Below are 24849 nucleotides of genomic sequence, written 5' to 3'. Positions count from 1 at the left end.
CCCCTCGCCGCCGCGAGGGGCTGAGCTCGCATTGATGAACGATGCATTCACTTTTGAGACGAAAAAATCTCATGCAAAGAAGCACCTGAGCCCGGCGAGGTGGTACTTCGAGTAGCCGTGGATCGCCTCGCGGATGGCGGCCTCGTCCTCGAAGCGCGCGAGGGCGCCGACCATCGTCCTGACGAGGCTCTGGTAGATCTGGTCCAGGTTGAACCGCATCGCCTCGGTCACCGACAGGCACGGGTTCACGGAGCGGAAGTGCTCGATCGAGAGCGCGACGAGGCGCTCCACGGTCTCCTCCGAGAACCGCTCGTACCTGGAGCCGGCGGCCCGTCCGAGGACGATCACGACGCGCAGCCTGTTCTCGATGCAGAAGCGGAGGAGCTCCTCGGCGACCCGGTGGTACGGGGCCGTCGGCGCGAGCGTCCGGAGGTCCTCCACGCCGTCGAGCGCCTTCATCCGGCGGCGGAGCAGGCGCGTGAGGGCGCGGGCGAAGCCGTCGTCCACGACCGCGTAGAAGAGCGCGTCCTTGTTCGCGTAGTACCGGTAGATGTTGCCCGTGGAGACGCCGGCCGCGCGGGCGATCTCGGCCATGGTCGCGCTCTCGTACCCCTTCCGTGCGAAGATCGTCAGCGCGGCAGCGGCGATGCTCTCCTGGACGTCGTCCTTGAGTACCTGTGCCATGGCAAATAATGAACGGTTGGTTCACTTATAGCGGGGCGCGCGGTGCCGTCAAGGGAGCGGGCCCTCGTGGGCTCAGGGCTCGATTTTTCCTTCGAGGATCGCGCGCGGGCCGTCGATGAGCATGAAGGTCGCTTCCTCCTCGCCGACCCTGGCGAAGAGGGCGTCGATGCCGCCGCGCACGGCGGCGACGTCGCTGGCGGCGTGGGCGTCGCTGCACGCGGCGTAGTAGTAGCCTGCCTCGATCAGCTGCTCTGCGGCCCGGCGGGGGGCGCGCCCGTACTTGCCGGTGAGGGCCGCGACGTCGAGGAGGAGGACCGCGCCGGCGTCGATCAGCGGATCCAGCGAGGAGTAGTCGTCGAGGACGGGCTCGTAGCGCTCCGGGTGGGCGATGACGGGGCGGAGCTTGCGGCGGCTGAGGTCGAAGAGCCGCTCGGCGATGCGGACGGGGAAGCTCCGGGTCGGGAACTCGACGAGCGCCGCGCGGCCGCCGGGGTAGGGGAGGGCGCTGCCGTCGAGGAGGCGCTGGAAGACGACGTCATCGAAGAAGTGCTCCGACGAGAGGTCGAGCGCGGGCAGGTCGCGCGCGCCGTCGGCGCAGCGCAGCGCGGTGCAGGTCGCGTCGTAGGCGGCCCGGAGGCTCTGCTGGGTGTTGTCGAACATCCCGGGGCGCATGTGCGGCGTGGCCACCACGGTGTCGAACCCGGCGCCGCGGAGGGCGGTGAGGAGGGCGAAGCTCTCCTCGACGGTGCGGACGCCGTCGTCGATGCCCGCGACCCAGTGGCAGTGGAGATCGATGAAGCCGCGCATCGTGGCCTCGAACTTAGCAAAGTTGGCCTCCTTCGTGCGCTACGACGATGCTTCGCGGCGAGGAGGTGTTCGTGTCGCTCTCGTTATCGAACCAGCAGCTTGTGCCTCAGCCCGGGTCGGAGGGCTGCGCAGGGGGCCAGCGCGGCGACCAGCAGGGAGGCCGCGCCCAGCGGCCGGTCGACCCAGGCGCGCTCTCGGCCGAGGGGGGCGCGAACGCCTCGGAGGAGGCGGTCCCCGCCTCCGAACGGCGGCGCCGTCGCAGCGAGGACCCGATCACCGCGCTGCATTATCAGCTCTCGACGACGCGCTCCGAGGCGAACCTGGACGTCGTTGTCCTCGTGGACGACAGCGGCTGCCTCGTCGCGGGGGCGGGCGCGTGGCCTGCGTGCGAGGAGCTCGCCGCCTATGCCCCGCTCCTCGTCAACCCGGACGCCGTCCAGAGCGCGGCGCTCGGCTCGCGCATCGCCGCGCTCACCGCGGAGGTCGAGGTCCAGAGCCTCTCCGTGGCGGGCAGCGAGGTGCTGCTCTGCGGCCGCGGCGGCACGGCGGAGCGCGGCGCATCCATCGCGCGGGCCGCCGCCGGGTGCCTGCGCATCCTGCGCACCGCAGCCTGAGAGCTCGCCCGACCGCGGGCCGAGCGCTCGCCCCGCAGCAGGCCGAGCGCTCGCGTTTCCCCGGTTCGTGCTACAAGGGGCCGCGACCTCAGGTCGCGCGTCATGCCCGGCCCGCTCGCACCCCCTCGGAACCCCCCGCCCGCCGTTCACGCACCCCTCCCGGCGGACGACGCCGGCCTCGCCCCGCTGCTCGCCTCGCGCAGGGTGATCCTCTGCGTCGGCTGCGGCGGCGTCGGCAAGACGACCACCACCGCGGCGCTCGGCCTCGCCGCGGCCCGCCGCGGCAAGCGCGTCCTCTGCCTGACGATCGACCCGGCGCGCCGCCTCTCCCAGAGCCTCGGGATCGAGGAGATGAAGACGGAGGCGCAGACGATCGAGCCCGCCCGGTTCGAAAGGGCGGGGGTCGACGTGCCCGGGTCGATGACGGTGATGATGCTCGACACAAAGTCGACGTTCGACAGCCTCGTCGCCTCGCTCGCCCCGTCGCCCGAGCAGCGCGACCGGATCCTGGACAACGTCCTCTACAAGTACATCTCCACGTCGCTCGCGGGCACGCAGGAGTACATGGCGATGGAGAAGCTCTACGCCGTGAGGAGCGACCCGAGCTACGATCTCGTCCTGCTCGACACGCCGCCCACGGCGAACGCGCTGGATTTCCTCGACGCGCCGGAGCGGCTCGTGGGCGCCATCGACAGCGCGGCGACGCGCTGGTTCGTGCAGGCCTTCCAGAGCTCCGGCAAGCTGTCGCTCAACCTGCTGGCGCGCTCGACCGCCGCGGTGCTGCGGGGCATCGGCAAGCTGACAGGCAGCGGCCTCCTCGAGCAGATCGCGGCGTTCATCCACGAGATGAACGCGGTCTTCGGCGGCTGGAAGCGGCGGGCGGACGCGGTGGCCTCGGCGCTGCGCGGCCCCGACGTGGCCTACGTGCTCGTCACGACGCCCGATCCGCTCTGCGTGCGCGAGGTGCTGTACTTCGCCGATCGCCTGCGGGAGCAGGAGATGCGGCGCGACGCGTTCGTCGTGAACCGCGTCCACCCGGTGTACGGCGCGCTCCCCGGCGCCGCCGAGATCGCCGCCGCGCTCGACGGGAGCGGCTTCGCGCTCGGCCCCGGCGCCGCGGCGCGCCTGCTCCAGGCCACCGAGGACGAGAGCCGCATGGGCAAGCTCGATCACCTGAACCTCCTCGCCCTCGATGCGGCGCTGGAGGACGAGCAGACCGGCGGCAGCGTCCGCGTCGACGTCCCGGCCTTCCCCTACGACATCTACGATGTGGCCGGCCTCGCGAGGATCGCCGACGTGCTGGCGCCGCTGCCCGGGGCGGCGGGGTAGCGCCCGCCCCTCCTGTCGACGTGCGGCGCTGCGGGCGCGCCTGCGGGCGTGGCCGCACGCGCGCCCGCGGCGCCGGCTATCCGCGGCGCCGGCGCTCCTTGTACTTTACCCGGACCGGCACGCCCTCCAGCCCGAACGCCTGCCGCAGCTGGTTCGCCACGTAGCGCCGGTAGCTGAAGTGGAGCTTCTCGGGGTCGCTCGCGACCACGACGAACAGCGGCGGCGACGTCTCGGCCTGCGTGACGAAGAACAGGCGGGGCGCGCGGCCGCCGTGCGTGGGCGGCGGGTGCGTGAGGAGGATCTGCTCGAAGAAGCGGTTGAGCTCCCCGGTGGGCACGCGCTTCCGGTAGGCGTCGGCCACCTGGGCCACGGTCTCGAGGAGCTTCGTCGCGCCGCGCCCGCTGCGCGCGCTCACGTGCGCGATCGGCGCCCACGACACGAACGCGAGCTTGTCGCGGGCGTCCTGCTCCGCCTTCGCGAGGGCCTTCCGATCGAGGAGATCGATCTTGTTGAGGCCGATCACGATGCCGCACCCCCGGTCGACCGCGAGGCCGAGGATCTTCGCGTCCTGCTCGGCCACGCCCTCGGCCGCGTCGCAGAGCAGGAGCACGACCTCTGCCCGCTCCATGGCGCGGATCGCGTGCATCACGCTGACCGCCTCGACGGCGCTGTCCTCCTTCGTCACCTTCGCCTTGCGCCGGATGCCGGCCGTGTCGATGAGCAAGAACCGCTTCCCGTCGCGCTCGGCCAGGGTGTCGATCGGATCGCGCGTCGTGCCCGGCTGCGCGTCGACCAGCATGCGCTCCTCGCCCGCGATGCGGTTGACGAGCGACGATTTCCCTGCGTTCGGCCGCCCGACGATGGCGATGCGGAGCGCCCCCTCGGCCGACTCCTCGGGCGCCGTGGGCTCCCGGGGCAGCGCGGCCTCGATGGCCATCTCCAGATCCGAGATGCCGCGGCCGTGGAGGGCGCTGATCAGGATGAGCCGCTCCATCCCGAGGCGGTACAGCTCCGCCGCCTCTGCTTCGGCGCGCGTCGAGTCCGCCTTGTTCGCGACGTAGATCACGGGCTTGCCCGCGCGGCGCAGGAGGCCGAGCTCGGCGTGCTCGGACGGCGTGACCGGCGTCACGGCGTCGAGCACGCACACGATCACGTCGGCCTCGGCGATGGCGAGGTCGATCTGCCGCTTGATCCCCTGCCGCATGGGATCGCCGCTCTCGGGGTCGAACCCGCCCGTGTCGACGAGCGTGAAGCGCCGTCCCCGCGAGATGACGTCGCCGTAGTGGCGATCGCGGGTCACGCCGGGCTCGTCGTGCACGATCGCGACGCGCCTGCCGACCAGCCGGTTGAACAGCGTGCTCTTGCCGGTGTTGGGCCGCCCGACCAGCGCCACGATTCCGGCCGAGGGGAGCGGCGCAGGCGCATCGGCCGCGGCGTCCTCGGCCGCCGCGAGGGCCTCATCGGCGAGCTCCGCCGCGGGCTCCTCCCTGTGCTCGGTCGGATCGTGGCTGCGTTGCTCGGAGGGAGCACGCCCCTTGCTCGGGCCCGATCCTCTGCCCTTCTTCGAACCGGCGGCGTCCTTGCTGGACGCTGCAGCACCCTTGCCGGACGCTGCCGCGTTCTTTCTGGGAGCGACAGCGACGGCGCTCTTGCTGGAGACGGCGGCGCCCTTCGTGGGAGCGGCGCCGCGCCTCTTCTCGGGGGCGGCGCCCTTCGTGGGAGCGGCGCCGCGCCTCTTCTCGGGGGCGGCGCCCTTCGTGGGAGCGGCGCCGCGCCTCTTCTCGGGGGCGGCGCCCTTCGTGGGAGCGGCGCCGCGCCTCTTCTCGGGGGCGGCGCCCTTCGTGGGAGCGGCGCCGCGCCTCTTCTCGGGGGCGGCGCCCGTCTTCGTCGCCCGACCCCCTCCGGCGGCACCCTGACCGCGCCTGGTCGTCCTCGAAAGAGCTGATTTTGCCGCGCTCACGTGGTCTCTCCCTTGTTGTAACCGAGCTCTTCCAGCCGCTGGAGCGACTCCCGCCACTCCGGTGTCACCCGCACCCAGAGCTTGAGGTTCACCTGCCGCCCGACGAGCTCCTCGATCCGGAGCCGAGCCTCCGTGCCGATCCGCTTCAGCTGCTCCGCGCCGGCGCCGATCAAGATCTTCTTCTGCCCGGGCCGCTCCACGTGGATCGTCGCGTCGATGTGCAGCACGCCGTCGCCCGCCGGCTCGACGTAGCGCTCGATCTGCACGGCGCTGGCGTGCGGCACCTCGGCCTTCGTCGCCCGGAGGATCTGCTCGCGCACGTACTCGGCGGCGAAGAAGCGCGTCGGCTTGTCGGTGAGCTCATCGGGCGCGAAGCCCCAGTCCCGCTCGGGACAGAGCTTCGCCACCTCGTCCAGCACGCGCTGAACGCCGTTCTCGCGCAGCGCCGAGATGGGGACGATCGCCGCGAAATCCCGCAGCCTGCCGAACGCGTCGAGGAGCGGCAGCAGCCGGGCCTTGTCCCGCATCCGGTCGACCTTGTTGAGCACGAACACCACCGGCGCCTCGCTCCCCAGGTCTGCGAGCAGCGTGAGATCGCCCGGATGCGGCACGAGCGGCGGGCCGTCCTCGCCTTCCTTCGCGCGCCGCGGAAGGCGCGCAGGATCCGGCGCTTCCGTCACGAAGACGATGACGTCGGCGCTCCGCGCCGCTTCGCGCGCCGCCTGGTTCATCACGCGCCCGAGCTCGGTGCGCGGCCGGTGCAGCCCGGGCGTGTCGAGCAGCGCGATCTCCGCCTGGCCGTGGTGCACGACCCCGAGGATCGCGTCGCGCGTCGTCTGCGGCATCGGCGAGACGATCGCGAGCGGGTGGCCGAGCGCCGCGTTGAGCAGCGTCGACTTGCCCACGTTGGGCCGCCCTACCAGGGCCACGCGCCCGGAGCGTCGCGGCAGAGAAGCGTCCGGCTCCTCCGTCCGCCTCGGTTCGGCGTTCTTCCTTCGCTGTTGCTGCCCGCCGCCTCGCGCGCCCGCCGCCCGTTCGGGGAGCGGTCGCCTCTTCGCGTCGCCAGCGGGGCGGGGCTCACGTCCTGCCAGGCCGCGGGCTGCACCGGAGGAGCGCGCCGCAGACGCCGCAGAGCTCCGGCTCTTCCTGGCGCCCCGTTCGGTAGCCCCTGCCTTGGTGGCAGCGCGCTCGGCGCCGCCCCGCCCGGCAGCGCGCTCGGCGCCGCCCCGCCCGGCCGCGCGCGCGTCGCCGCCCCGCTTACCCGCGCCTCGCGGCCTGTCGTCGGCGTGCGCCTCGTCTTCACCCCGGGGCGGGCGCGCCGGCGGGGTCGCCGCCTCGCCCGTCCGGGGCTCCTCGTCGGATTGCGCTCCCCGGCGGCTGCCTCGGCCACCGTTCCTGGCGGGACGGGGGCCGGCGGCAGCCGGGGAGGGCTTCGACGCCTGCTGGCGCGCTTTCGCGCCCTTGGGCGCACTCTGGGGACGGCCTTTTACCACGCCGCGCGCGATAGCAGACGCCCAGGGGGGCTACAAACGCTTCCCTACGATCCGTGGTCAAGCGTGCGCGAAGGCGGTAAGGGGATGCCTCGCATGTCGAGCGTCCACCGAGGGGATCCACAAAGCGGAGCCCCGCCCGCCGCCCCCGACCCGCAAGCGACCGGAGTCCCGTCCCACGACGAGGCACCACCCCGCGAGGACCGCTCGGCCGAGGCCGGCAGCGCGCCGGCCAGGGGCCGCGCCGGCGCGGTGGACGGCGCCTGGAGAGCCGGCCCTGCGCGGCTCGCGGCCCTCGCGCTCGCGGCCCTCGCGCTGCTGCCCCTCCTCGGCACGAGCGGGATCTGGGACCCCTACGAGCTCGACAACGCCGACCTTGCCCGCCGCATCGCCATCCACGTCTTCGGCGCGCGCGGCGTGGATCTCGCAGCGTCTGCCGGGCAGCTGCCGACCCTGACCGACCTCGGGATGGGCGAGCTCGGGTTCACCTCGATGGCGCTCGGCTTCCGGCTGTTCGGCCTGCACGACTGGGCCGGGCGTCTCCCGCTCGCGCTGTGGGGGCTGGCCGGCGCGCTCGTGCTCTACGAGTTTCTCGCGCGCCTGGTCGACCGCAAGGCCGGCCTGTACGGCGTCGCGGTGCTCGCGACGATGCCGCTCTACGTGATGCAGGCCCGCACCATGCTCGGCGACATCGTCACCATGGCCGCGCTCACGATGGCGTTCTGCGGGCTGACCGGCGCGCTGATCGAGGGCAGGCGACGAGCGCAACGCGGCGCCCGGCTCGCGCCGGCCGCGTGGCTCGCGGTGGGGATCCTCGGCCTCGCCGCCGGATACCTCAGCCGCGGCCTGCTGATCGGGGTCGCCGTCCCCGCGCTCGGCGCCGGCCTGACCTGGCTCGTGCTCCGGACGTCCGGCGCCTGGCCCGGGCCGGAGGGCCCGCGCCCCACGCTCGGCGACCTCGTGGGCTGCGCTGCGCTCCTGCTCGGCGTCGCCGCGACGGCGAAGGGCCTCCTCGTGCTCGCGAGCTCCAGCGCCGACGCGCCGCTCCCCCGCGCCCTCGGCGTCGCGCTCCTCAAGAAGCCGCCGGTCGAGTCCACGTTCGACCTCACGCTGCGCCAGCTCGGACACGCCCTCTTCCCGTGGAGCGCCTTCCTGCCGTTCGCCATCGGCCGCATCTTCCGCGCCCCTGCCGTGGAGCCAGGGGCCGAGGTCGTCGCGCCTGGCCTCGATCGCGAGGCAGGCGTCCGGATCGCCCTCGTCGTCACGTCGGCGCTCGCCTACGGCGCCTTCGCGCTGCTCGCGCCGCACGCCGGGGCGCTCCCGTTCAGCGGCCCCGCGCTCCTCGCCGCGATCGCCGCGCTCGCCATCCGCGATCTCGAGCGCGGCGCCCCCTCCTCGCGAGCGCTCGCCGTCGGCTGCTCCGTGCTCGCGTTCGTCCTCTACCGCGACCTCGTCCTCTCGCCGGACAGGGCCCTCAGCGTCTTCTCCGTCGACAAGCCGGTCTTCCCGAAGAGCTTCGAGGAAGAGGCGGCCTCCGCGATGCGCTTCGTCCTGATAGCGTTCGGGGGCCTCGTCGCGCTCACCTGGATCGAGGAGCAGCCCCGCGAGCTCGATCGCAGCTTCAAGGCGTGGGCGCGGCGCCTCGCCGACGAGCTCCACGCCGGCGCCGGGGAGCTCGCCCGCATCTGGGGCGGCAACCTGCTCTTCCTGCTGATCGTCCTCGAGGCGGCGCTCGTCGGCGTCGGCGCGATGCTCTTCGTCGGCAGGCGCATCGGATGGGGGACCGTGGCGCGGATGCCGAACCACCTCGCCGCGTACGGGATGAACGCGTGGTGGGCGCTGCCCTTGCTGCTCGCGGCGGCGCCCGTGGTGCTCATCGCGATGCGCGACGCGTTCCGCTTCGTCGTCGCGCGCGCTGCCATGCCCCGCGCCCTCGGCACGCTGCTCGCCGGCCTCCTCGCCGGCTTCGCGCTGAGCTTCTGGTACTACCCGGCGCTCGCCGCTCAGCTCTCCCCGAAGGCGGTCTTCGCGTCGTACGGGTCGCTGCGCAGACCCGGCGAGCCGCTCGCGACGCTCGGCGTCCGGAGCCGCGCGGCGGCCTACTACCAGGGCGGTGAGATCGCGTCGTTCGACGACGTCCCGCGGGCGTTCGCCTGGCTCACCGCCACGGCGGACAGCGCTGCGGAGGGATCCGCCGCTCCCGGGGCTCGCCGCTGGCTCGTCGTCAAATCCGACGAGCTGCCCCGGTTGAACAGCCTCTTCCGCAAGCACCACAAGCGCAACCTGCCCGTGCTCGACGGTCGATCGAGCCAGATCCTCCTCGCGTCGAACGAGCTCGGCGGTCGACCGAACGAGAGCTGGCTCAGCCGTGTCGTGCTCGACGAGCCCGTCGCGCCCGCGAACCCGATCGACGCGATGTTCGAGGATCAGCTGGAGGTGCTCGGCTGGGAGCTGACCGACGACGATGGCCAGAAGGTCTCGAGCGTGGTCCCCCAGAAGACCTACCACTTGCGGACCTACTTCCGGGTCCACCGGTCGATCGTCGGCAACTGGAAGATGTTCGTTCACATCGATGGGTTCCAGCGCCGTTACAACGGCGACCACCCCGTGCTCGAGGGGCGCTACCCGCCGAGCCTGTGGCAACCGGGCGACGTCATCGTGGACGACCATGAGCTCCGGCTCGAGCCCAACTTCACCCCGGGCGACTACGCGTTCTACTTCGGCCTTTTTGCCGGCGAGACGCGCTTTCAGGTGTCGCGCGGGCCTGAGCACGAGAACCGCATCCGCGGCGGCGTCATCCGCGTGCGGTGAGCCGCTCGTTGTGGGGTGCCCGACGCATGCCATGGCGCGCGGGTCCCCTGTGCGCCTGGCGCGCGCGGTCCTCGTCGTCGAGCGCCCTCGACGCGCGTGCGGAAAGCGGCTAGTCGCAGAAACATGACCGGGGGCCGTGGTGATTCCAACCATCCGCCCGACGTGCCTGGCGGTTCATCGGCATCCCCCGCGCAGAGCGGCGCCTACGGGGACGAACGCCACGCCGGCGGAGAGGACGAGCGCGAGAGCTCCGCCCCGGACTCGCTCAACCGACGCTCGTCCGAGCGCCTCTACGTCACGTGGCTCGTGGACTGCGAGACGGAGGAGACGTTCCTCTACGCTTCCATCACCAACATCTCGGAGATGGGCATCTTCGTCCGCACGACGCAGCCGCTCTCGATCGGCACGCGGCTCACGCTCCGCTTCTCGCCGCCGGGGGCCGAGGGCTCGTACGTGCTCGAGGGGACGGTGCAGTGGATCAACGAGGTGCGCCCTCTCCACGACAACCCGAACCCGGGCATGGGCATCCGCTTCGTCGATCTCACGCCCGACGATCGCGAGCGCATCGTCGACACGATCAGGACGATCGCCTACATCCGCGATGCGCCGGTGAGGTCGAACTGACGCCGGCGCGTGCGCCCGCGGCGTCCATCGCGGCGACGCCGGCGCGTGCGCCCGCGGCCCGTCAGCGTCCCATCACGGCGTCGAGGGGGCCGCCTGCGCCGGCTCCTGCGCGTCGTCTGCGCGCGGCGGCGCCGCGGGCTTCGCGCTCGGCGCGGCGCGCCGAGGTGGAGCTGCCGCCGCGGGGCGGGAGGCCATCGGAATCGCGTTCTTGGCCTGCGAGCGCCCGACGTTCGTCTCGAGGCCCGCGAGCATCTGCTCGACGCGGTCGCCATACCCCTTCGCGGGGCGCAGCGCGAGCAGCAGCTCTCGCGCCTTCTCCGTCTCCCCGGCACCCTCGTAGCACCGGGCCGCCTCCCACATCGCCGCGTGCGCGGCCGGCGTGCCCGGGTACCGCGCGCCGACCTCGTCGAGCTTGCCGACGGCGGCCGCGCAGCCCGACTTCCGCTGCAGCGTCTGCGCCTCCCGGAGCGCGGCGCTCGCGCCGTCCTCGGGGGCCGCGGCCGCGCGCGCGCTCTTCTCCTTCGCCGCCTCCACCAGCGTCCTCGGCGGCTCGCCCGCCTTCGCTTCGGCCGGGCGCCGGGCATCGCCCTCCTCCGTCGACGTGGCCAGGGCGGCCGGCGCGGGGACGCTGGGCGGCTCATGGTGAACCGACGCAGGCTGGCCCCACTCGGTGACCCGCACGGGGGCCACGCCGGTCTTCGGCCGCAGCAGCAGCAGGCTCGAGCCGATGACGAGCACGAAGAGCGCCGCCATCGCCAGCTGCGGCCGCATCGCGTGGCTGCCGGCCCAGGCGAGCGCGCGGAGCGCCTTGCGCCGGAACGGCGTCTTCTTCTGCGCGACCTCGACCGCGTCGAGGATCCGCGCCTCGAGCTCCTCGCTCGGCTCCTCGAGCGGCAAGGGGCCGGCGTCGCGGGCCGCGCGCAGCCCCGCGAACGCCGAGGCGCACCGGCCGCAGCTGTCCATGTGCCGCTTCATGGCCGCATGCGTCAGCTCGTCGAGCTCGTCGTAGAGCGCGTCCATCACGTGCTGGTCGAACTTCTCGCAGTCCATAGACAGCTCTTCCGGCGCGCTAGCGCAGCGCCCTCGCGTAATCTTCGTACTCCGAGAGCGCCTCCTGAAGCCGCTCCAGGGCGTAGCGCATCCGGCTCTTCACCGTGTTCTCGGGCACCCCCACGATCTGGGCGATGTCCTTGAAGGGCACGTGCCCGATCTCCCGGAGCAGGAAGACCTCCCGCTGCTCGTGCGGGAGGCCCTCCACCGCGCGCACGATGAGCTGCCCCATCTCGGCGCCGATCGCGACCCGGTCCACCGCGGCCTGGGGCGCCGGGTCCGCGGTCCGCTCGCCGAGCGTGGGCCCGTCGCTGCCGTCGCCGGAGCCCTGGTCGAGCGACGGGTGGCGCCGGAGCGACATCTTGCGCAGGTGATCGATGCAGACGTTGCGCGCGATGGCGTAGGCCCAGGTGGTGAACCTCGCCTCATGCTTGAAGTCGGACGCGCTCTGCACGATCTTCACGAACACATCCTGCACCAGATCCTCGGCGATCGCAGGCCCGCGGATCTGCCGCAGGATGAAGTTGTAGATGGGCGTTTTGTGCCGCCGGACGAGCCCGGCAAATGCGGCGCGGTCGCCGCCCTGAAAACGCATCATCAGGGCTTCGTCGGTGACCTCCTCTCGAGAAATCGGGACCATCCTAGCTCCCGGAGCGGCCGAGCCTCTGCGGCGCTCCTTCGGCGGCCCGACCGGCGGGGTGTTCGTGGCGACGACCGCGGCATCGGATCGGACGCGCAGCGTGGCTCGAAGATCTGAGGCGCTCTCCTTCCCCTGACACAAGCGCACCTTAGCGGATCCGCCCCCGAGCGAGCGAGCCCCCTTCGCCCGCGGCGAGGGGAGGGGCGCGGGCGTCCGGAGGGGAGCCCGCTTTCGGTCGCGTGGCGTCCTCGTGGCAGCGCATCGTCGACCGGCTGAGGACGCCGCGGACGTGCGCTGGGTGAGGGCTCCCGCAGGATTTTCGCTGCATGGTTCGCGCCGCCGTTGCGTCGCGAGCGGCGACGCGCTCTGCCGGGGGGTGAGGAAGCTGTCCAGGTCGTTGCGCTCGGAAGCCCGCCGCCACTAGACTCGCCGGCACCGGGCGTGAGGTCGCCCCCCTCTGCTGACGAGGGTAAAACCACGAGGTTACCTTTCGATGCGACTTATCAGGATGCTGGCTGTGGGGGTGGGGGCCTCGTTCTTGATGGTCATGCCCGCCCTCGCGCAGAGCCCCGACGGCGCGTCGGGCAAGGCCGCTGCTCCTGCCGCCTCTGCGGCGCCGGCCGCATCAGCGCCTGCGGCGGGAGCGCAAGCCGCCCCTGCGCCCGCCGCCACGGCGGGCGCCCCGGCTGCGGGCACGGCTGCATCGCCTGCCACGACGGGCGCCGCGGCTGCATCGACGGTCGCGCCGGCTGCGGGCGCCACCGCCGCCCCGGCGATGGACGGCCCGACCTACGCGGTGCGGCTACGCGATCTGGAGCAGCGCATCGATGAGCTCAAGGAGCAGATCCGCCGCAGCCATACGCGGCTCTCGCTCCTCAGCGACACGATCCTCTCCGGGGGCGGCGCCGGCTCGCGCGCCTCGATCCGGTTCAACAACGAGCTGTCGAGCGCGTTCCGCGTGACCCGCGTGCTGATCGTCCTGGATGGTGCCGTTCAGTACAACAAGACCGATCAGTCGGGCGCCCTCGCGGAGCAGACCGAGATCCCGATCTTCAACGGCTCGGTTCCGCCGGGGGATCACACCCTCCAGGTGCTCGTGAACCTGCAGGGCAACGGCTACGGGGTGTTCTCCTACCTCCGCGGCTACCGCTTCGAGGTGCGCTCCAGCCATTCCTTCACGGCGGTCGAGGGGAAAACGATGAACCTCCAGGCGGTCGCGTTCGAGAAGGGGGGGGTCACGACCCCGCTCGAAGAGCGCCCGGCGGTCCGTTTCGTCGAGAAGATCGTTAGCGGCCTCTCGGATGCTTCCGGGCAGCCGGCCGCCGCCGCGGGTGGCAAGTAGGTTCGAGCTCGTTAGGACAAGTCGCCATGACCTGGGACTCCGGATCGCGGGTTACCCCTGCCTTGCTTGGCCTGCTCCTGCTCGGCGCGGCCACGACCGTGGCCCCTGCCGATGCGTGGGCCCTGGACTCCGAGCGCGCTTACACGAGCGCGTCTCAGCAGATCAGCGGCGTCGGCTCCGGGCTGGGCGCCATCCAGGCGGCGATCCAGAAGTCCCGCGGCGAGCAGCGCACCCCGGCGCAGCGCATCGCGGATGCGGTCCTGCTGATGGGCTCCAGGGACTACGAGCGCGCGGCGAACGTGCTGAACCAGGTGGTCGAGAAGTACCCTGACCATCCGACGGCCTTCCCGGACGCGCTCACGCTGCTCGGCGAGACGTACTTCCGCTCGAAGCAGTACCTCTCGGCCCGCCGCGCGTTCCAGCGGATCGTCGCGAGCAGCGCCGAGCCGCGCTTCGCCGCCTACCAGGCGAAGGCGCTCGGACGGCTCGTGGACATCTGCCTCCGGATCAAGGATTACGACGCCCTCGACGCCATCTTCGCGTCGATGAACAACATCCCGTCCTCCGCGGCGGGGAGCGCCCTCTCGTACGCGCGCGGCAAGGGCCTTTACGTGAAGAAGGACTTCGCCGGCGCGAAGGCGGCGCTCGGCGCGGTCGACCCGCGGAGCGAGTACTTCCACCAGGCGAGATACCTGCTCGGCCTCATCGCGGTGAAGGAAGCGACGCCCCCGCCGGAGCCGCTCAAGGAGGGCGACGTGCCCCCCGCGGTGCCCAAGACCCGCTACGTCGCCGCGATCGACCTGTTCCAGAAGGTGACGCAGCTGCCGGCCGACACCCCGGAGCACCGGCGCGTCATCGACCTTGCGTGGCTCGCGATCGGGCGGCTCTTCTACGAGGCCGACCAGTGGGCACAGGCCGTGCAGGCGTACGGCCACATCGACCGCGTCTCGCCCGAGTTCGGGGCCATGCTCTACGAGCTCGCCTGGGTCTACGTTCGCCTGGGCGACGTGGATCGCGCCCAGCGATCGCTCGAGATCCTCGCCATCGCGGAGCCGGACAGCCAGAACATCGCGGACGGCTCGCTGCTCCGCGGCGACCTGATGCTGCGCGCCGGCCGCTTCGAGAAGGCGCTGAAGGTGTACGAGGGCGTCCGCGCCACCTACGATCCGATGCGCGCGCGCGTGGATGCGTTCCTCGGCTCGACGAGCGATCCCGCGGTCTACTACGACAAGCTGAGCCAGGAGCAGCTCGAGGCGCTCGACACGAGCTCCGCGCTCCCGCCGCTCGCGGTGCAGTGGGCGCGCGAGGCCGAGGATGGGCCGGCTGCGTTCGCGGTCATCGACGACATCCACTACTGCCGCGAGCTGATCAAGCAATCGAACGAGCTCATCGAGAAGCTGAACGCCGTGCTCAGCTCGCCCAACCGGGTGCGCGCGTTCCCGGAGCTCAAGGCCGGCGAGGAGAAGGCGCTCGCGCTGCTCAACCGGGTCGCGCTGGCGCGCCTCGCGCTCGGCCAGGGCATGGACGACGTGGAGGACGGCTCGCTCTCGGGCGAGATCGGCGGCGTCCGCGCGCGGCGCCGCGCGCTGGAGAAGCGCCTCTCGCGGGTACCCGTCACCGACGGCGACTTCCAGGATCGCGAGACGCAGGCGCTCAAGCAGTGGAACACCCAGTCGCAGCGCCTCCAGCAGCTGACGCTGCAGATGGACACGCTGCAGGCGACGGTCAACGGGCTCAGGCGGCTGCTCCGCGATGGGCCGCACGCCGGGGTCGTCCGAGATCCCGCGAGCATCGCCCGGTTCGAGCACGAGCTCGCGCAGAACGAGCGGGACCTCGCGCTCTATCGCCAGCAGGCGGACGTGCTCCGCAAGCAGGTGAGCGCGGGCCGGGTCCAGGTCGGCTTCGGCGATCAGCGCTTCATCGAGGACGCGCAGACGCGCAAGGCGCACCGCGACGCCCTGACGCGCGAGGTCGCGCTGGCCGCGGCGGGCGCCGGCGGCCCGGATCTCGCGGCGTACGCGCAGCGGGTCACGCCGGTGCTCCGCGCCGGCGACGCGGCGGACGCGAAGGTCGAGGCGGCGCTCCGCGAGATCGAGGGAGAGGTCGCCCAGAAGTCCTCGGGCCTCCGGCAGATCGTCAGCCGGGAGACGGCGAGCGTCGTGCATTACTCGGTGCAGCTCGACGCGCTCGACCGGGAGGCGCGCCTCGTCGTCGGCGAGGTCGCGATGCGAAACTTCGGCCTCGTCCGCGACAGGCTGAAGAACATCATCCTCCGCGCCGACGTCGGCATCACCGAGGAGGCGTGGGAGGTCCGCGAGGAGCAGATGACGCGTGTTCGCAGCCTGCAGGTCGAGCGCGCCCGTGAGGATCGGCTCCTCAAGGAGGAGCTCGACGAGGTCCTCGACGACAGCGGCGATCCGGAGGACGAGAAGTGAGCAAGCAGCAGGGCGGCGCGAGCGCGCCGCAGAACGCTGGCGCACCGCGCGCAGGGGCAGGGGCGCAGATCCTCGAGCCCGGGGGCGCGCGCGTGCCGCTCGGCGACGCCGTGAGAGCGGGGCGCCGTCGCCCGCGCGGCGCGCTCGGGGTTGCCAGCCTTGCCCTGGTGCTGGCGGTCGCGCCCCTCGCGCGCTCGCAGCCGGGCGGCCAGCCGTCGCCCGGGCCGGCGACCTCCGCCGCTCCTGCGGCCGCGCCGACCACGGCCTCGCCAGGGGCCGGGGCGCCTGCTGCGCAGGCCGGAGCCGCCCCTGCGCCGGCGGCGCTGCCGCCGGCGCAACCCTTCGCGCCGCCGATGTCCGTCGGGCGCAAGCAGGCGCCGCCGCCTCCACCGCCGACGCCCGCGCAGCTCGCCGCGCTCGCCGCGCTCGAGAAGGAAGCGGCCGCCTACGAGAAGGCGGCCCGCGACTACCGGAGCGCCATCACGCGCATCGTGCAGCACCACTACGAGGACAGGCGCCGCCGCATCCTCTCGTCGCTCGACCGGGAGATCGAGACGGAGCGGAAGGGCCTCCGCGACGCCCGGGAAGAGGCGATCCGCCGGCTCGAGGTGTTCGTCCAGCGCTACAGCGGCCCGAACGCTCACCCCGAGAACACCCCCGACGCGATGTTCCGCCTGGCCGCGCTCTACGAGGAGCGCGCGCGCACCGACACCGACGCGAGCGAGGATCTCAGCCTCGCGCTGCTCCCGGCCATCGCGCTCTACAAGCGCGTCATCAACGAGTTCCCTCAGTACCGCGAGCTCGCCGGGATCTATTACTACCTCGGCCATGCGCTGAACGATTCGGTCCGGTTCCCCGAGGCGCAGCAGGTGTGGCGCTCGCTCGTGTGCCACGACAGGTATCCCTATCCCGTCGCGCCCGACCCGAAGGATCCGACGCGCGACACGGTCGGCAGGCTCCCGCAGGACCACGACGACGATTACTGGACCGGCTGGGAGGCGCGCCACCCGACGCCCATCCGCTCCACGCCGGGCGGCCGGGCGATCCAGCCCGCCCGCAGGGCCGCGAGGGGGGCGGCCCCCGTCGTCGAGGACGAGACGGCCTACAGCACGCCATATCCTGACGATTGCCAGCCGATCCCGCAGAAGACGGCGCTCGGCGCCGAGCCCCGCTACATCGCCGAGGTCTGGTGGCAGATCGGCGACTACCATTTCAACGAGATCGATCGCGCCGGCGGCCCGTTCAACTACAACAGGGCGGAGTCGTCCTACCGGCAGTCGATCAAGTACAAGAAGCCTCCTGTCCACGGCGTCGCGATGTACAAGCTCGCCTGGACGTACTTCAAGCAGCAGCGCTACGAGACCTCGGTACGCCAGTTCATCGAGCTGCTCCGCTACACCGACGAGCAGGAGAAGCTCACGGGCGACCCAGGCGCGGATTTCCGGGCGGAGGCGTACACCTATATCGCCGGCTCGCTCACGTACCTGGATTTCGTCGGCCCCGGGCCGGACGAGCCCTACATCCCGCGCAATGACGTCCTCGACGTCGAGACCGACCCGCGCATGGCCGAGCAGAAGATGCGGATCGCCATCGAGCGCGTCCAGGATCCCAAGCTGATCCCGCAGGATCAGAAGTGGACTGTCGAGGTCTACAAGGCGCTCGCGCTGGAGTTCAAGGAGCTCAACCAGTACCGGAACACGATTGAGGTGAGCGAGATCATCCTCCAGAAGTGGCCGATGCACCGTGACGCGCCCGTGATCCAGAACCAGATCGCGGACATCTACGACACGCTCACGTCGCAGTCGCGCGAGGGGACGGCCGAGCGCGCGATGAACTCGGCGAAGGCGCTCGAGGCGCGGACGAAGCTCGCCCAGTACGTCGGCACGACCCCGTGGGTCGAGGCCAACAAGGACGATCCCGAGGCGATCCAGACCGCCGAGCGGCTCGTGCGCGGCGGGCTCCGCCGGGCTGCCGCCGATCACACCAACGCGGGCAGCGCCCTCGTGCAGCAGGCGCTGACCGTCAGCGACAAGGAGACGCGCGACCCGATCTTCGAGCGGGCGCTCGGCGAGTATCGCCTCGCCGCGCAGGGCTGGGCCGGTTACCTGGCCCAGGACGAGAACGCTCCGGACGCGTACGAGAGCCGGTACTGGCTGGCCGACGCGCACCACATGGTCGTCGTGATCGCGGTGGCCATGGATCGCTCGCCCACCCCGCAGGAGGTCGAGCTGGCGAGGAGCTCTGCGGTCAGCGTGCGGGACTCCAACGAGGACGACAAGTACCTGCAGCCCGCGGCGTACATGGTCGTCGACACCGCCCACCAGGCGCTCCTGGATCGGCACAAGCTCTTCCAGCGGACGAACGGCGCCGAGGGGCTCGAGCCGCGCGAGAAGGTCAAGCTCGTCGGCGAGGGCGACGAGCAGCGCGTGATCGCCGAGCCGCTGCCCCCGCAGGTCCAGGCGTCCGTCGCCGCCCGGGACGAGTACATCCAGCGCGTCCCGCCCGCGCTCGACGCCCCGAAGAACATCGAACTCTATGCGTTCCAGGCGGCCGACTACTACTTCCTTTACGGCCAGTTCGCCGAGGCGCGCAGGCGGCTCGAGCCCATCTACAACGCGCAGTGCGGCAAGACGGAGTTCGGCTACAAGGCGTGGGAGCGGCTCACGACGATGTCGAACCTCGAGAACAACGTCGAGCAGAGCCGCAAGCTGGCCGAGGCGGCGCTCACGCGGAGCTGCGCTGTCAGCGAGGAGCAGAAGCTGAAGGAGGGCGACATCGCCCGGCCGACGATCTCCCGCGGCTATTACCTCGACGCTGCCCGGGCCTTCGAGAAGGCCGAGAAGATGCCGGACGGCCCGGCGCGCGTCGCCGCCTGGCGCGAGGCTGCGGCGCTCTACAAGGTCGCGCTCGAGAAGGCGCCGGCCCGCGACGAGGCGCCGGAGGCCGCGATGAACGGCGCTTACTGCTACAAGCAGGTGGGCGACTACGACCAGGCCATCGCGATGTACTCCCTGTTCATCAAGGAGTACGGAAACGAGGAGAACCTGGCGAAGCTCGAGAAGGGCGATCCGGACGCGAACCCTCCGAAGAACCCGGATCCGAAGCGCTACGCCGAGCGGGTGAAGTACCTGAAGCAGGCCTACGACGCGCTGTCCGCGGCGTATGTCCTCTTCTTCAACTACCGCAGCGCGGCCGAGACCTACGACACCATCGCTCGCAACACCCGGTTCGAGCAGGCGGCGCGCCGGGACGCGGCCCGGAACTCGGCGCTGCTCTACGCGAACATCGGGGAGCGCGACAAGATGACCGCCTCGCGCGCCACCTTCATGGGCCTGAACCCGCCCCCCGAGCAGAAGGCCGACATCGACTTCCTCGTCGCGTCGGCGGACCTGAAGGCCTGGGACGAGCAGGGGTCCGACGAGGGCCCGAACCGCGCCGCGCGCACCAAGGCCATGCAATCGATGGAGGCCTATCATGCGGCCAACAAGAACAACCCGGCCGCGCGCGGGTATGTCGTCCAGGCGGCCTACCACGCGTCCAAGATGCGCAGCGCCGCCGCCGATCCGAAGGCGCGGGAGTGGTGCAAGAACACCATGACGGCCTTCACGGCGTTCCGGAGCTCGGCGACCGGCGACAAGGCGAAGGCCCTGGGATCGGTGCAGGCCGACATGGCCGCGGAGTGCGCCTACAAGGCCATCGATGATCGCATCAAGGCCGAGTTCGACTACGACACGGGGCACCACCGCTACGAGGGGGTCATCGATCAGGTGAAGCGGGCCTTCGAGGCCGACATCACCAGGGCCAACGATCGGTACTGGAAGGAGCTCCAGGAGGTCATCGCCGCCTACGAATCGCGGCAGTGGTCGGTCGCCGCGCGCGCGCGGCAGGGCTCGCTCTACGACTCCTGCCGCACGGGCCTTTACAACGCACGCCCGCCGGGCCTGAGGCTCTACACGGACAAGGAAGAGAAGCTGCTCAAGCTCGCCGAGACGAGCGATCGCGAGGATCTCCAGGAGACGGCCGACGCGCTCCGCCAGAACCGGCGCGAGCAGTGGCGCGCGGCGCGCGAGCGGCTCCTCACCGACGCCGACAAGGCGATGGTCAAGTTCTACGTCGAGTCCGTCGTCTGGGCGAAGGCGTGGAAGGTCCGGAATCCGGCGGTGGATTATGCGATCCAGCGGCTCGCGTTCTTCACGGACATCCTCGGCGACGCCAAGCTCCGCGAGTGGAGTCAGGGGATCATCGACCCCGAGACGAAGCGTCCGTTCGAGTACAAGGATGGCCTTTTCCTCCGGACGCGGCCCGGCATGACTCCGCCGCTCGCGCCCGACGGCCTCCCCCTGCCCCTGCCGGTCGTCCCATGAAGCGCCGCCTCTCTGTCACCCTCTTCGTCAGCCTGCTCGCGGTCGTGTCGCCGTTCGCCCTCGCGTCCTGCGGCGACGAGGCGACCCCGCCGCCCAAGGTGCCCACCCGCCCCATGACGGGTCCTGGCGCGGCCCCGCCCGTCCAGGCGCCGTACGGCATGAACGACGCGCCGAGCTCGACGCGACCGTACGACCAGCCTGCCCAGGCCACGCATCCGGCCATGAACGCCCGGGCGGCGGCGTTCTACCAGGGCGGCCTGCAGTCGTTCGCGATCGGCGACCTCGCCAACGCGAGGGCGCAGTTCACGCAGGCAGCGCAGGCCGATCCGCGCGCGCACCAGGCCTTCTACTCGCTCGGCGTGGTGCAGGAGCGGCTCCGGGACGAGGGCGCCGGCGCGAGCTACCGCCAGGCGTTCACGCTCGTGCCGGCTTACGAGCCCGCCATCATCGCGTACGCGATGCTCCTCGCCCGGAAGAACCAGCTCGGCGAGGCCGAGCGGCTCCTCAACGAGAAGCGCGGCCAGATGCCGAAGTCGGCGGCCGTCGCGGCGACGCTCGCGGAGATCAAGTCGCTCCAGAAGGACACCGGCTCGGCCCAGCGGATCGCGCAGGAAGCGCTGAAGATCAACCCGGACTACCGGCCGGCGATGGTCGTCATCGCCCGCGATCACTACAGAAACCGGCGCCTCGATCTCGCGCTGTACGCGCTCCAGGCGATCCTGGACGGGTTCGAGCCGGTCAGCGAGAACCCGCCGCGCGACAGGGACAACGCGGAGGCGCTGCTGCTCCGCGGCCTGATCTTCCGGGAGCAGGGGCAGCGCGCCGCGGCGCTGGAGGAGTTCCGCAAGGCGGTGACGCGCCGCCCCGATCTCGTCGAGGCGCGGGTGCAGCTCGCGACCTACCTGCTCGAGGCGGGCAACGCCCAGGAGGCCCTGCCCCTCCTCGAGGGCGCCGTCCGCTTCGACGCCGAGCACGTGGCCGCGCACCTCAACCTCGGGGACGCCTACCGCCTGATCGAGCGCTACGGCGACGCGAAGCGCGAGTTCGACTGGGTGCTCGCCCGGAATCCGAACCTGCCCCAGGTCCACTACGACCTCGGCCTGCTTTACCTGTTCGCCCCCAGCGTCCCCGGCATGACGCCCAAGCAGCAGGTGGCGGAGGCGATAAAATCGCTGACGAAGTTCCAGGAGCTGCGCAACAAGGGCCAGCGTGACGACTCGGAGGAGCTCCTGAACCGCGCCAAGCTCAAGGAGGGCGAGCTCGACGCGGCTGCGGCCGCAGCGCAGCCCGCGGCACCTCCTGCCGCCGCGGCGGATGGAGGCGTCGCCGACGCCGCGACCGACAGGTGAGGGAGACCATGAGCACGTACAAGATACTTGCGCTGGGTTCGTTCCTGCTCGCGATCCTCTGCCACGGCGAGCGCGCGAGCGCGCAGGAGAAGGGCAAGCAGCGCGGGGTCATCACGCTCGCCGAGGTGACGATCACCGGCCGCATCCAGAAGCCCATCGCGGCCGTCGACGTCAGCCGGATCCAGCCGAAGCTCACGCTCGCCGAGCTGCGTCAGCCCTTCCTGGACCGCATCGAGCAGGCGATCTTCAAGGAGCCGTTCTAGTGCCTCGCGCCGCCGGCGGCGGCTCGCGCGCCGAGCGCTAGGCGGCGGTGTGTCCGCCGCGCTCTTCATCGCGGTGTCGCTCGCGGCGAGCGGCGCCTGCGCCGTGATCTCGTGGAAGCATCCGGCGCAGGTCGCGCGCGCGACGGGCGGCGACCTGACGGCGCTCGCGCGCTCGCTCCGCGCGCTGCCCGGCGAGGCGCGGCTGACCGAGCTGGCGAGGCGGTCGCCGCCGGAGAGCTGGGAGCGCCGGCTCGCGCTCGAGGTCATGTCCGCCGCGGACCCGCGCGCGAAGATCGCGGCGGCCAACGATCTCCTCGTCGAGCTCGAGCAGCGGCTCGACGCCGGCGCGGGCTGGCCGCGCGCGGCGGCGCGTCTCTCGGCGCTCGCCGCGTTGCTCCTGGCCACGCTCTCCTTCCTCGCGCGGGCCGGGCCATCGGTCATCGCGCTCGTCCTGGTCGCGGGCGCCGCTGGTGCGATCGCGTCCGCGGCGGCCGGGCGCGTCGGCCGCACCGCCGCCTCGCGAAAGCGCGAGGCCGTCGATGCGCTCGTCGGCGTCGCTCTCGGACCGCTCGACAGCGTCGTCCGGGCCGCCAGCGCGCCCTCTGTATCACCGCGGCGATCGCGCCGCGCGCGCCCCTGAGCGCGGCGCGCTCTCCTGGACCGCCCCCACCTGTCCGTGTACCCTCGCGAGCTGTGGTGCCCTCCGCCGTGCAGCGCTCCTTCCGCGGTTCCAGGCCCGGGGCCCACCGGGCCCGGGGGTGCGACTCCGCCTGCCGCGCGCGATCGGCGGCGGCCCCTGCATCGTCCCCTCTCTCCCGGAGCCCCTTGGAATGACCCAGCAGCACCCTACCCCGTCGCGCCCCGGGCAGCCCGGGCAGATGACCGCGGTCATGCGGGCGGTCGCACCGGTGACCGGCCCGAAGGTCCTCAGGATCGGCCTGGTCCAGGGGGGAAAGGTGATCGAGGAGCGTGTCATCAAGCAGCGCACCCACGTCACCATCGGTCCCAGCGAAAAGAGCATGTTCGTCATCCCGAGCAAGAGCATCCCGCCGAGCTTTCGGCTGTTCGAGCTCGTGGGCGGCGAGTACTTCCTCAATTTCCTGGACGGGATGACCGGCCGGGTCGCCTTCAAGGCCGGCGTCTCGGAGCTCTCCACGCTCAAGTCATCTGCCAAGCGCGCGGCCGTGGGCAATGCCCAGGCCTATCAGGTCCAGCTCAGCGAAGAGGCGCGCGGCAAGATCGTCGTGGGGGAGACGACGTTCCTGTTCCAGTTCGTCGCGCCGCCGCCGGTGCAGCCCAAGCCGCAGCTGCCCGTCTCGGTGAAGTCGGGGATCGCGAACGACATCGACTGGACGACAACGATCATCGCCGCCTTCTCGTTCCTGTTCCACTTCGGAGCCGTGGGGTCGATCTACTCCGACTGGATGGACCCGGTCGTCGACGATGAGGTCGACGTCGCGGCGCTGCTCGAGTCCGTGAAGCAGCTGCCCCCGCCGCCGGCGGTCGAGCAGCCGAAGGAGAACGCCGAGGCGACGGCGGCGACGGCGGCGCCCACCGCCGAGGCGCCCAAGGCCGCGAGCGGCGGCGGGAACAAGGGCGCGGCTGCCAGCCCGGGGAAGGGCTCCGGCGGGATGAGCGACGCTCGCGCCTCGGCGCTCACAAACGAGCTCGCGCAGCTCGACATGCAGATGCTGGGCGCGCTCAACTCGAGCGCGAACGCCACAGCCAGCGTCCTCAGCTCGGGCGATGTGCCGACCGGCCTCCTCGAAAACGCGGCCGCCTCCGGGTCCGGCGTCGGAAAGGGCGGTGTGGCGGGATTGAACATGGGCGCCGCCGGTGGGGGCACAGTGCGACCTGGCTCCGCCGGCGGCGGTGGCCTTGCGAGCATCGGCAACACCGGGACCAGCGGCCCGGCGACCGCCGGCTCGGCGCAGACGGTGAAGGGACCGGTGGGCAACGCCCAGGTGGGCGGTGCCGCGGTCTCCGGCGGGAGCGTCTCGAACGCACCCTCCGTTGTGGCAGGGATGACGGCTGGCTTCCGTCGTTGCTACAACAAGGGTCTTCAGGAGGACCCGAGCATGAAGGGGTCGGTCCGGGTCACCGCGAAGATCGGCCCCAACGGTGAGGTGCTCTCGGCGACTCCCTCCGGGGGCTCCGGCCTGTCCGGGACGGTGGTCTCCTGCGTCGTCGCGCGCGTCCAGAGCGCGCAGTTCGCGCCGCCCGAGGGCGGTGGCGCGACGGTTGTGATTCCTGTCACCTTCGTGAGCCAATAGACCCGATGCCACCCGACTCCGTGGACAAGGCGCAATCTCCTCGCTTCGCCTGAAGGTGAATGGCGTGCTGGCGTCGCGCATCCAATGGGGAAGTACCTCGTACGGGTCCTCCCGATGGGGTGAGCCGCTGGATGCCCGGCATGTTCATTGCGTTTTGACAACGGCGTCTGCCCGCACTTATACTGCGCGGGCCTGACTTTCGGAGGCTTCGATGAAGCGTGAACAGATCCCCGGCTTCGCAGCAGTCGCGCTGATCTCGGTTGTGATCGGCCATGGCATCGCTGCTGCGCAGGCGCAGACGGCGCCTCCGCCGGATGCATCCGCGGGCCTCGCGCGGCAGGTGACGCTCTCGCCTGCCGAGCAGCTCGCGCAGAGCGAGACCTTCCTCGCCCGGATGGACGGGGCCCGGACGTCCGTTCGTCGCCAGCTCGAGACCGCGCGTTCGCAGCGAGACGTCGTGAAGACGCTCTGCCTGAACGACAAGCTGAATCAGATCGACGTCGCCATCCGTTCCGCCCGCGAGCGGCGGCAGGGCCTGGAGCTCGCCGTGAATCGGCGGGATGCCGATCTCTCCAATCACGAGTTCACGATCCTGACGGTATTGCGGCAGCGGGCCGAGCAACTGACGGCTGAGGCCAACCAGTGCATCGGCCAGGAAGCGGGCTTCGTCGGCGACAGTGCCGTCACGGCCACGATCGATCCGAATCTCCCCCAGGAGGATCCTTCCGAGTATCCCGTCAACCCGATCATCATCGAGCCGCCTGCGTGCAGCAGCTGTTTTCGGTAGGCGACCGCCTCTCTCGGATTGCCACTG

General features: G+C 71.6%; 18 protein-coding genes. 12 read left to right on the top strand and 6 right to left on the bottom strand.

The features are described 5' to 3' along the window. Positions 1 to 69: 69 nt before the first annotated feature. Entirely contained in the window at positions 70 to 684 is a 615-nt protein-coding gene (locus WMF28_RS29710) for a TetR/AcrR family transcriptional regulator (protein ID WP_437596708.1), read from the bottom strand. 72 nt (positions 685 to 756) lie between these two features. After that, positions 757 to 1491 carry a tyrosine-protein phosphatase gene (locus tag WMF28_RS29705; protein WP_437596707.1) on the bottom strand — a complete coding sequence of 245 codons (735 nt, stop codon included), beginning with the start codon at positions 1489 to 1491 and terminating at the stop codon, positions 757 to 759. Positions 1492 to 1538: 47 nt separating this feature from the next. On the opposite strand from WMF28_RS29705, the gene WMF28_RS29700 reads away from it, so the two are divergent. Continuing rightward, positions 1539 to 2105: a hypothetical protein gene (locus WMF28_RS29700; RefSeq protein WP_437596706.1), complete on the top strand. Its 567-nt coding sequence runs from the start codon at positions 1539 to 1541 to the stop codon at positions 2103 to 2105. Positions 2106 to 2207: 102 nt separating this feature from the next. Then, the gene (locus WMF28_RS29695) at positions 2208 to 3434 is read left to right on the top strand and encodes an ArsA family ATPase (protein WP_437596705.1); all 1227 of its coding nucleotides are present in this window, start codon (positions 2208 to 2210) and stop codon (positions 3432 to 3434) included. Positions 3435 to 3510: 76 nt separating this feature from the next. On the opposite strand, the gene der is transcribed toward WMF28_RS29695, so the two are convergent. Beyond that, complete coding sequence (der, locus tag WMF28_RS29690; RefSeq protein WP_437596704.1) at positions 3511 to 5394, bottom strand: ribosome biogenesis GTPase Der; 1884 nt, start codon at positions 5392 to 5394, stop codon at positions 3511 to 3513. Further along, positions 5391 to 6323, bottom strand: a complete 933-nt coding sequence (gene era, locus WMF28_RS29685) for a GTPase Era (protein ID WP_437596703.1) — start codon at positions 6321 to 6323, stop codon at positions 5391 to 5393. The genes der and era overlap by 4 nt, the downstream gene beginning before the upstream one ends. A gap of 657 nt (positions 6324 to 6980) precedes the next feature. Here era and WMF28_RS29680 point away from each other — a divergent pair. Continuing rightward, positions 6981 to 9695 (top strand): glycosyltransferase family 39 protein, encoded by a 2715-nt coding sequence (locus WMF28_RS29680; RefSeq protein ID WP_437596702.1) that lies wholly within the window; start codon positions 6981 to 6983, stop codon positions 9693 to 9695. A gap of 123 nt (positions 9696 to 9818) precedes the next feature. Further along, the gene (locus WMF28_RS29675; RefSeq protein WP_437596701.1) at positions 9819 to 10319 is read left to right on the top strand and encodes a TIGR02266 family protein; all 501 of its coding nucleotides are present in this window, start codon (positions 9819 to 9821) and stop codon (positions 10317 to 10319) included. Positions 10320 to 10391: 72 nt separating this feature from the next. On the opposite strand, the gene WMF28_RS29670 is transcribed toward WMF28_RS29675, so the two are convergent. Then, complete coding sequence (locus WMF28_RS29670; RefSeq protein ID WP_437596700.1) at positions 10392 to 11369, bottom strand: zf-HC2 domain-containing protein; 978 nt, start codon at positions 11367 to 11369, stop codon at positions 10392 to 10394. 19 nt (positions 11370 to 11388) lie between these two features. Continuing rightward, complete coding sequence (locus WMF28_RS29665) at positions 11389 to 12009, bottom strand: RNA polymerase sigma factor (protein WP_437596699.1); 621 nt, start codon at positions 12007 to 12009, stop codon at positions 11389 to 11391. Positions 12010 to 12502: 493 nt separating this feature from the next. On the opposite strand from WMF28_RS29665, the gene WMF28_RS29660 reads away from it, so the two are divergent. The 8 genes from WMF28_RS29660 to WMF28_RS29625 all read left to right on the top strand — a co-directional run bounded on the left by WMF28_RS29660 (position 12503) and on the right by WMF28_RS29625 (position 24822). Beyond that, complete coding sequence (locus tag WMF28_RS29660; RefSeq protein WP_437596698.1) at positions 12503 to 13351, top strand: hypothetical protein; 849 nt, start codon at positions 12503 to 12505, stop codon at positions 13349 to 13351. 26 nt (positions 13352 to 13377) lie between these two features. Then, positions 13378 to 15786 (top strand): tetratricopeptide repeat protein, encoded by a 2409-nt coding sequence (locus WMF28_RS29655; protein ID WP_437596697.1) that lies wholly within the window; start codon positions 13378 to 13380, stop codon positions 15784 to 15786. Beyond that, on the top strand, positions 15783 to 20150 hold the full coding sequence (locus tag WMF28_RS29650) for a tetratricopeptide repeat protein (RefSeq protein WP_437596696.1): 4368 nt from the start codon (positions 15783 to 15785) through the stop codon (positions 20148 to 20150). The genes WMF28_RS29655 and WMF28_RS29650 overlap by 4 nt, the downstream gene beginning before the upstream one ends. Further along, positions 20147 to 21499 (top strand): tetratricopeptide repeat protein, encoded by a 1353-nt coding sequence (locus WMF28_RS29645; protein ID WP_437596695.1) that lies wholly within the window; start codon positions 20147 to 20149, stop codon positions 21497 to 21499. The genes WMF28_RS29650 and WMF28_RS29645 overlap by 4 nt, the downstream gene beginning before the upstream one ends. Positions 21500 to 21507: 8 nt before the next feature. Next, positions 21508 to 21762, top strand: coding sequence for a hypothetical protein (locus WMF28_RS29640; RefSeq protein ID WP_437596694.1), 255 nt, complete (start codon positions 21508 to 21510; stop codon positions 21760 to 21762). A gap of 49 nt (positions 21763 to 21811) precedes the next feature. Beyond that, entirely contained in the window at positions 21812 to 22402 is a 591-nt protein-coding gene (locus tag WMF28_RS29635) for a hypothetical protein (RefSeq protein WP_437596693.1), read from the top strand. Positions 22403 to 22592: 190 nt separating this feature from the next. After that, positions 22593 to 24035 (top strand): AgmX/PglI C-terminal domain-containing protein, encoded by a 1443-nt coding sequence (locus WMF28_RS29630; protein ID WP_437596692.1) that lies wholly within the window; start codon positions 22593 to 22595, stop codon positions 24033 to 24035. A gap of 211 nt (positions 24036 to 24246) precedes the next feature. Beyond that, positions 24247 to 24822 carry a hypothetical protein gene (locus WMF28_RS29625; protein WP_437596691.1) on the top strand — a complete coding sequence of 192 codons (576 nt, stop codon included), beginning with the start codon at positions 24247 to 24249 and terminating at the stop codon, positions 24820 to 24822. Positions 24823 to 24849 lie beyond the last annotated feature (27 nt).

The organism is Sorangium sp. So ce590, assembly GCF_051521365.1.
In the GTDB taxonomy this organism is placed as follows: domain Bacteria; phylum Myxococcota_A; class Polyangia; order Polyangiales; family Polyangiaceae; genus Sorangium.
Note: the sequence above shows the minus strand (reverse complement) of the source record. Positions and strands in the feature narration are given on the sequence as shown.

Excerpts from the sequence above, each read along its gene's own strand:
- WMF28_RS29695 (WP_437596705.1), top strand. The coding sequence starts at position 2,208 with ATGCCCGGCCCGCTCGCACCCCCTCGGAACCCCCCGCCCGCCGTTCAC.
- WMF28_RS29680 (WP_437596702.1), top strand. The coding sequence starts at position 6,981 with ATGTCGAGCGTCCACCGAGGGGATCCACAAAGCGGAGCCCCGCCCGCC.
- WMF28_RS29675 (WP_437596701.1), top strand. The coding sequence starts at position 9,819 with ATGACCGGGGGCCGTGGTGATTCCAACCATCCGCCCGACGTGCCTGGC.
- WMF28_RS29705 (WP_437596707.1), bottom strand. The coding sequence starts at position 1,491 with ATGCGCGGCTTCATCGATCTCCACTGCCACTGGGTCGCGGGCATCGAC.
- WMF28_RS29655 (WP_437596697.1), top strand. The coding sequence starts at position 13,378 with ATGACCTGGGACTCCGGATCGCGGGTTACCCCTGCCTTGCTTGGCCTG.
- WMF28_RS29640 (WP_437596694.1), top strand. The coding sequence starts at position 21,508 with ATGAGCACGTACAAGATACTTGCGCTGGGTTCGTTCCTGCTCGCGATC.
- WMF28_RS29710 (WP_437596708.1), bottom strand. The coding sequence starts at position 684 with ATGGCACAGGTACTCAAGGACGACGTCCAGGAGAGCATCGCCGCTGCC.
- WMF28_RS29645 (WP_437596695.1), top strand. The coding sequence starts at position 20,147 with ATGAAGCGCCGCCTCTCTGTCACCCTCTTCGTCAGCCTGCTCGCGGTC.
- WMF28_RS29665 (WP_437596699.1), bottom strand. The coding sequence starts at position 12,009 with ATGGTCCCGATTTCTCGAGAGGAGGTCACCGACGAAGCCCTGATGATG.
- WMF28_RS29660 (WP_437596698.1), top strand. The coding sequence starts at position 12,503 with ATGCGACTTATCAGGATGCTGGCTGTGGGGGTGGGGGCCTCGTTCTTG.
- WMF28_RS29630 (WP_437596692.1), top strand. The coding sequence starts at position 22,593 with ATGACCCAGCAGCACCCTACCCCGTCGCGCCCCGGGCAGCCCGGGCAG.
- WMF28_RS29700 (WP_437596706.1), top strand. The coding sequence starts at position 1,539 with ATGCTTCGCGGCGAGGAGGTGTTCGTGTCGCTCTCGTTATCGAACCAG.
- WMF28_RS29625 (WP_437596691.1), top strand. The coding sequence starts at position 24,247 with ATGAAGCGTGAACAGATCCCCGGCTTCGCAGCAGTCGCGCTGATCTCG.
- WMF28_RS29670 (WP_437596700.1), bottom strand. The coding sequence starts at position 11,369 with ATGGACTGCGAGAAGTTCGACCAGCACGTGATGGACGCGCTCTACGAC.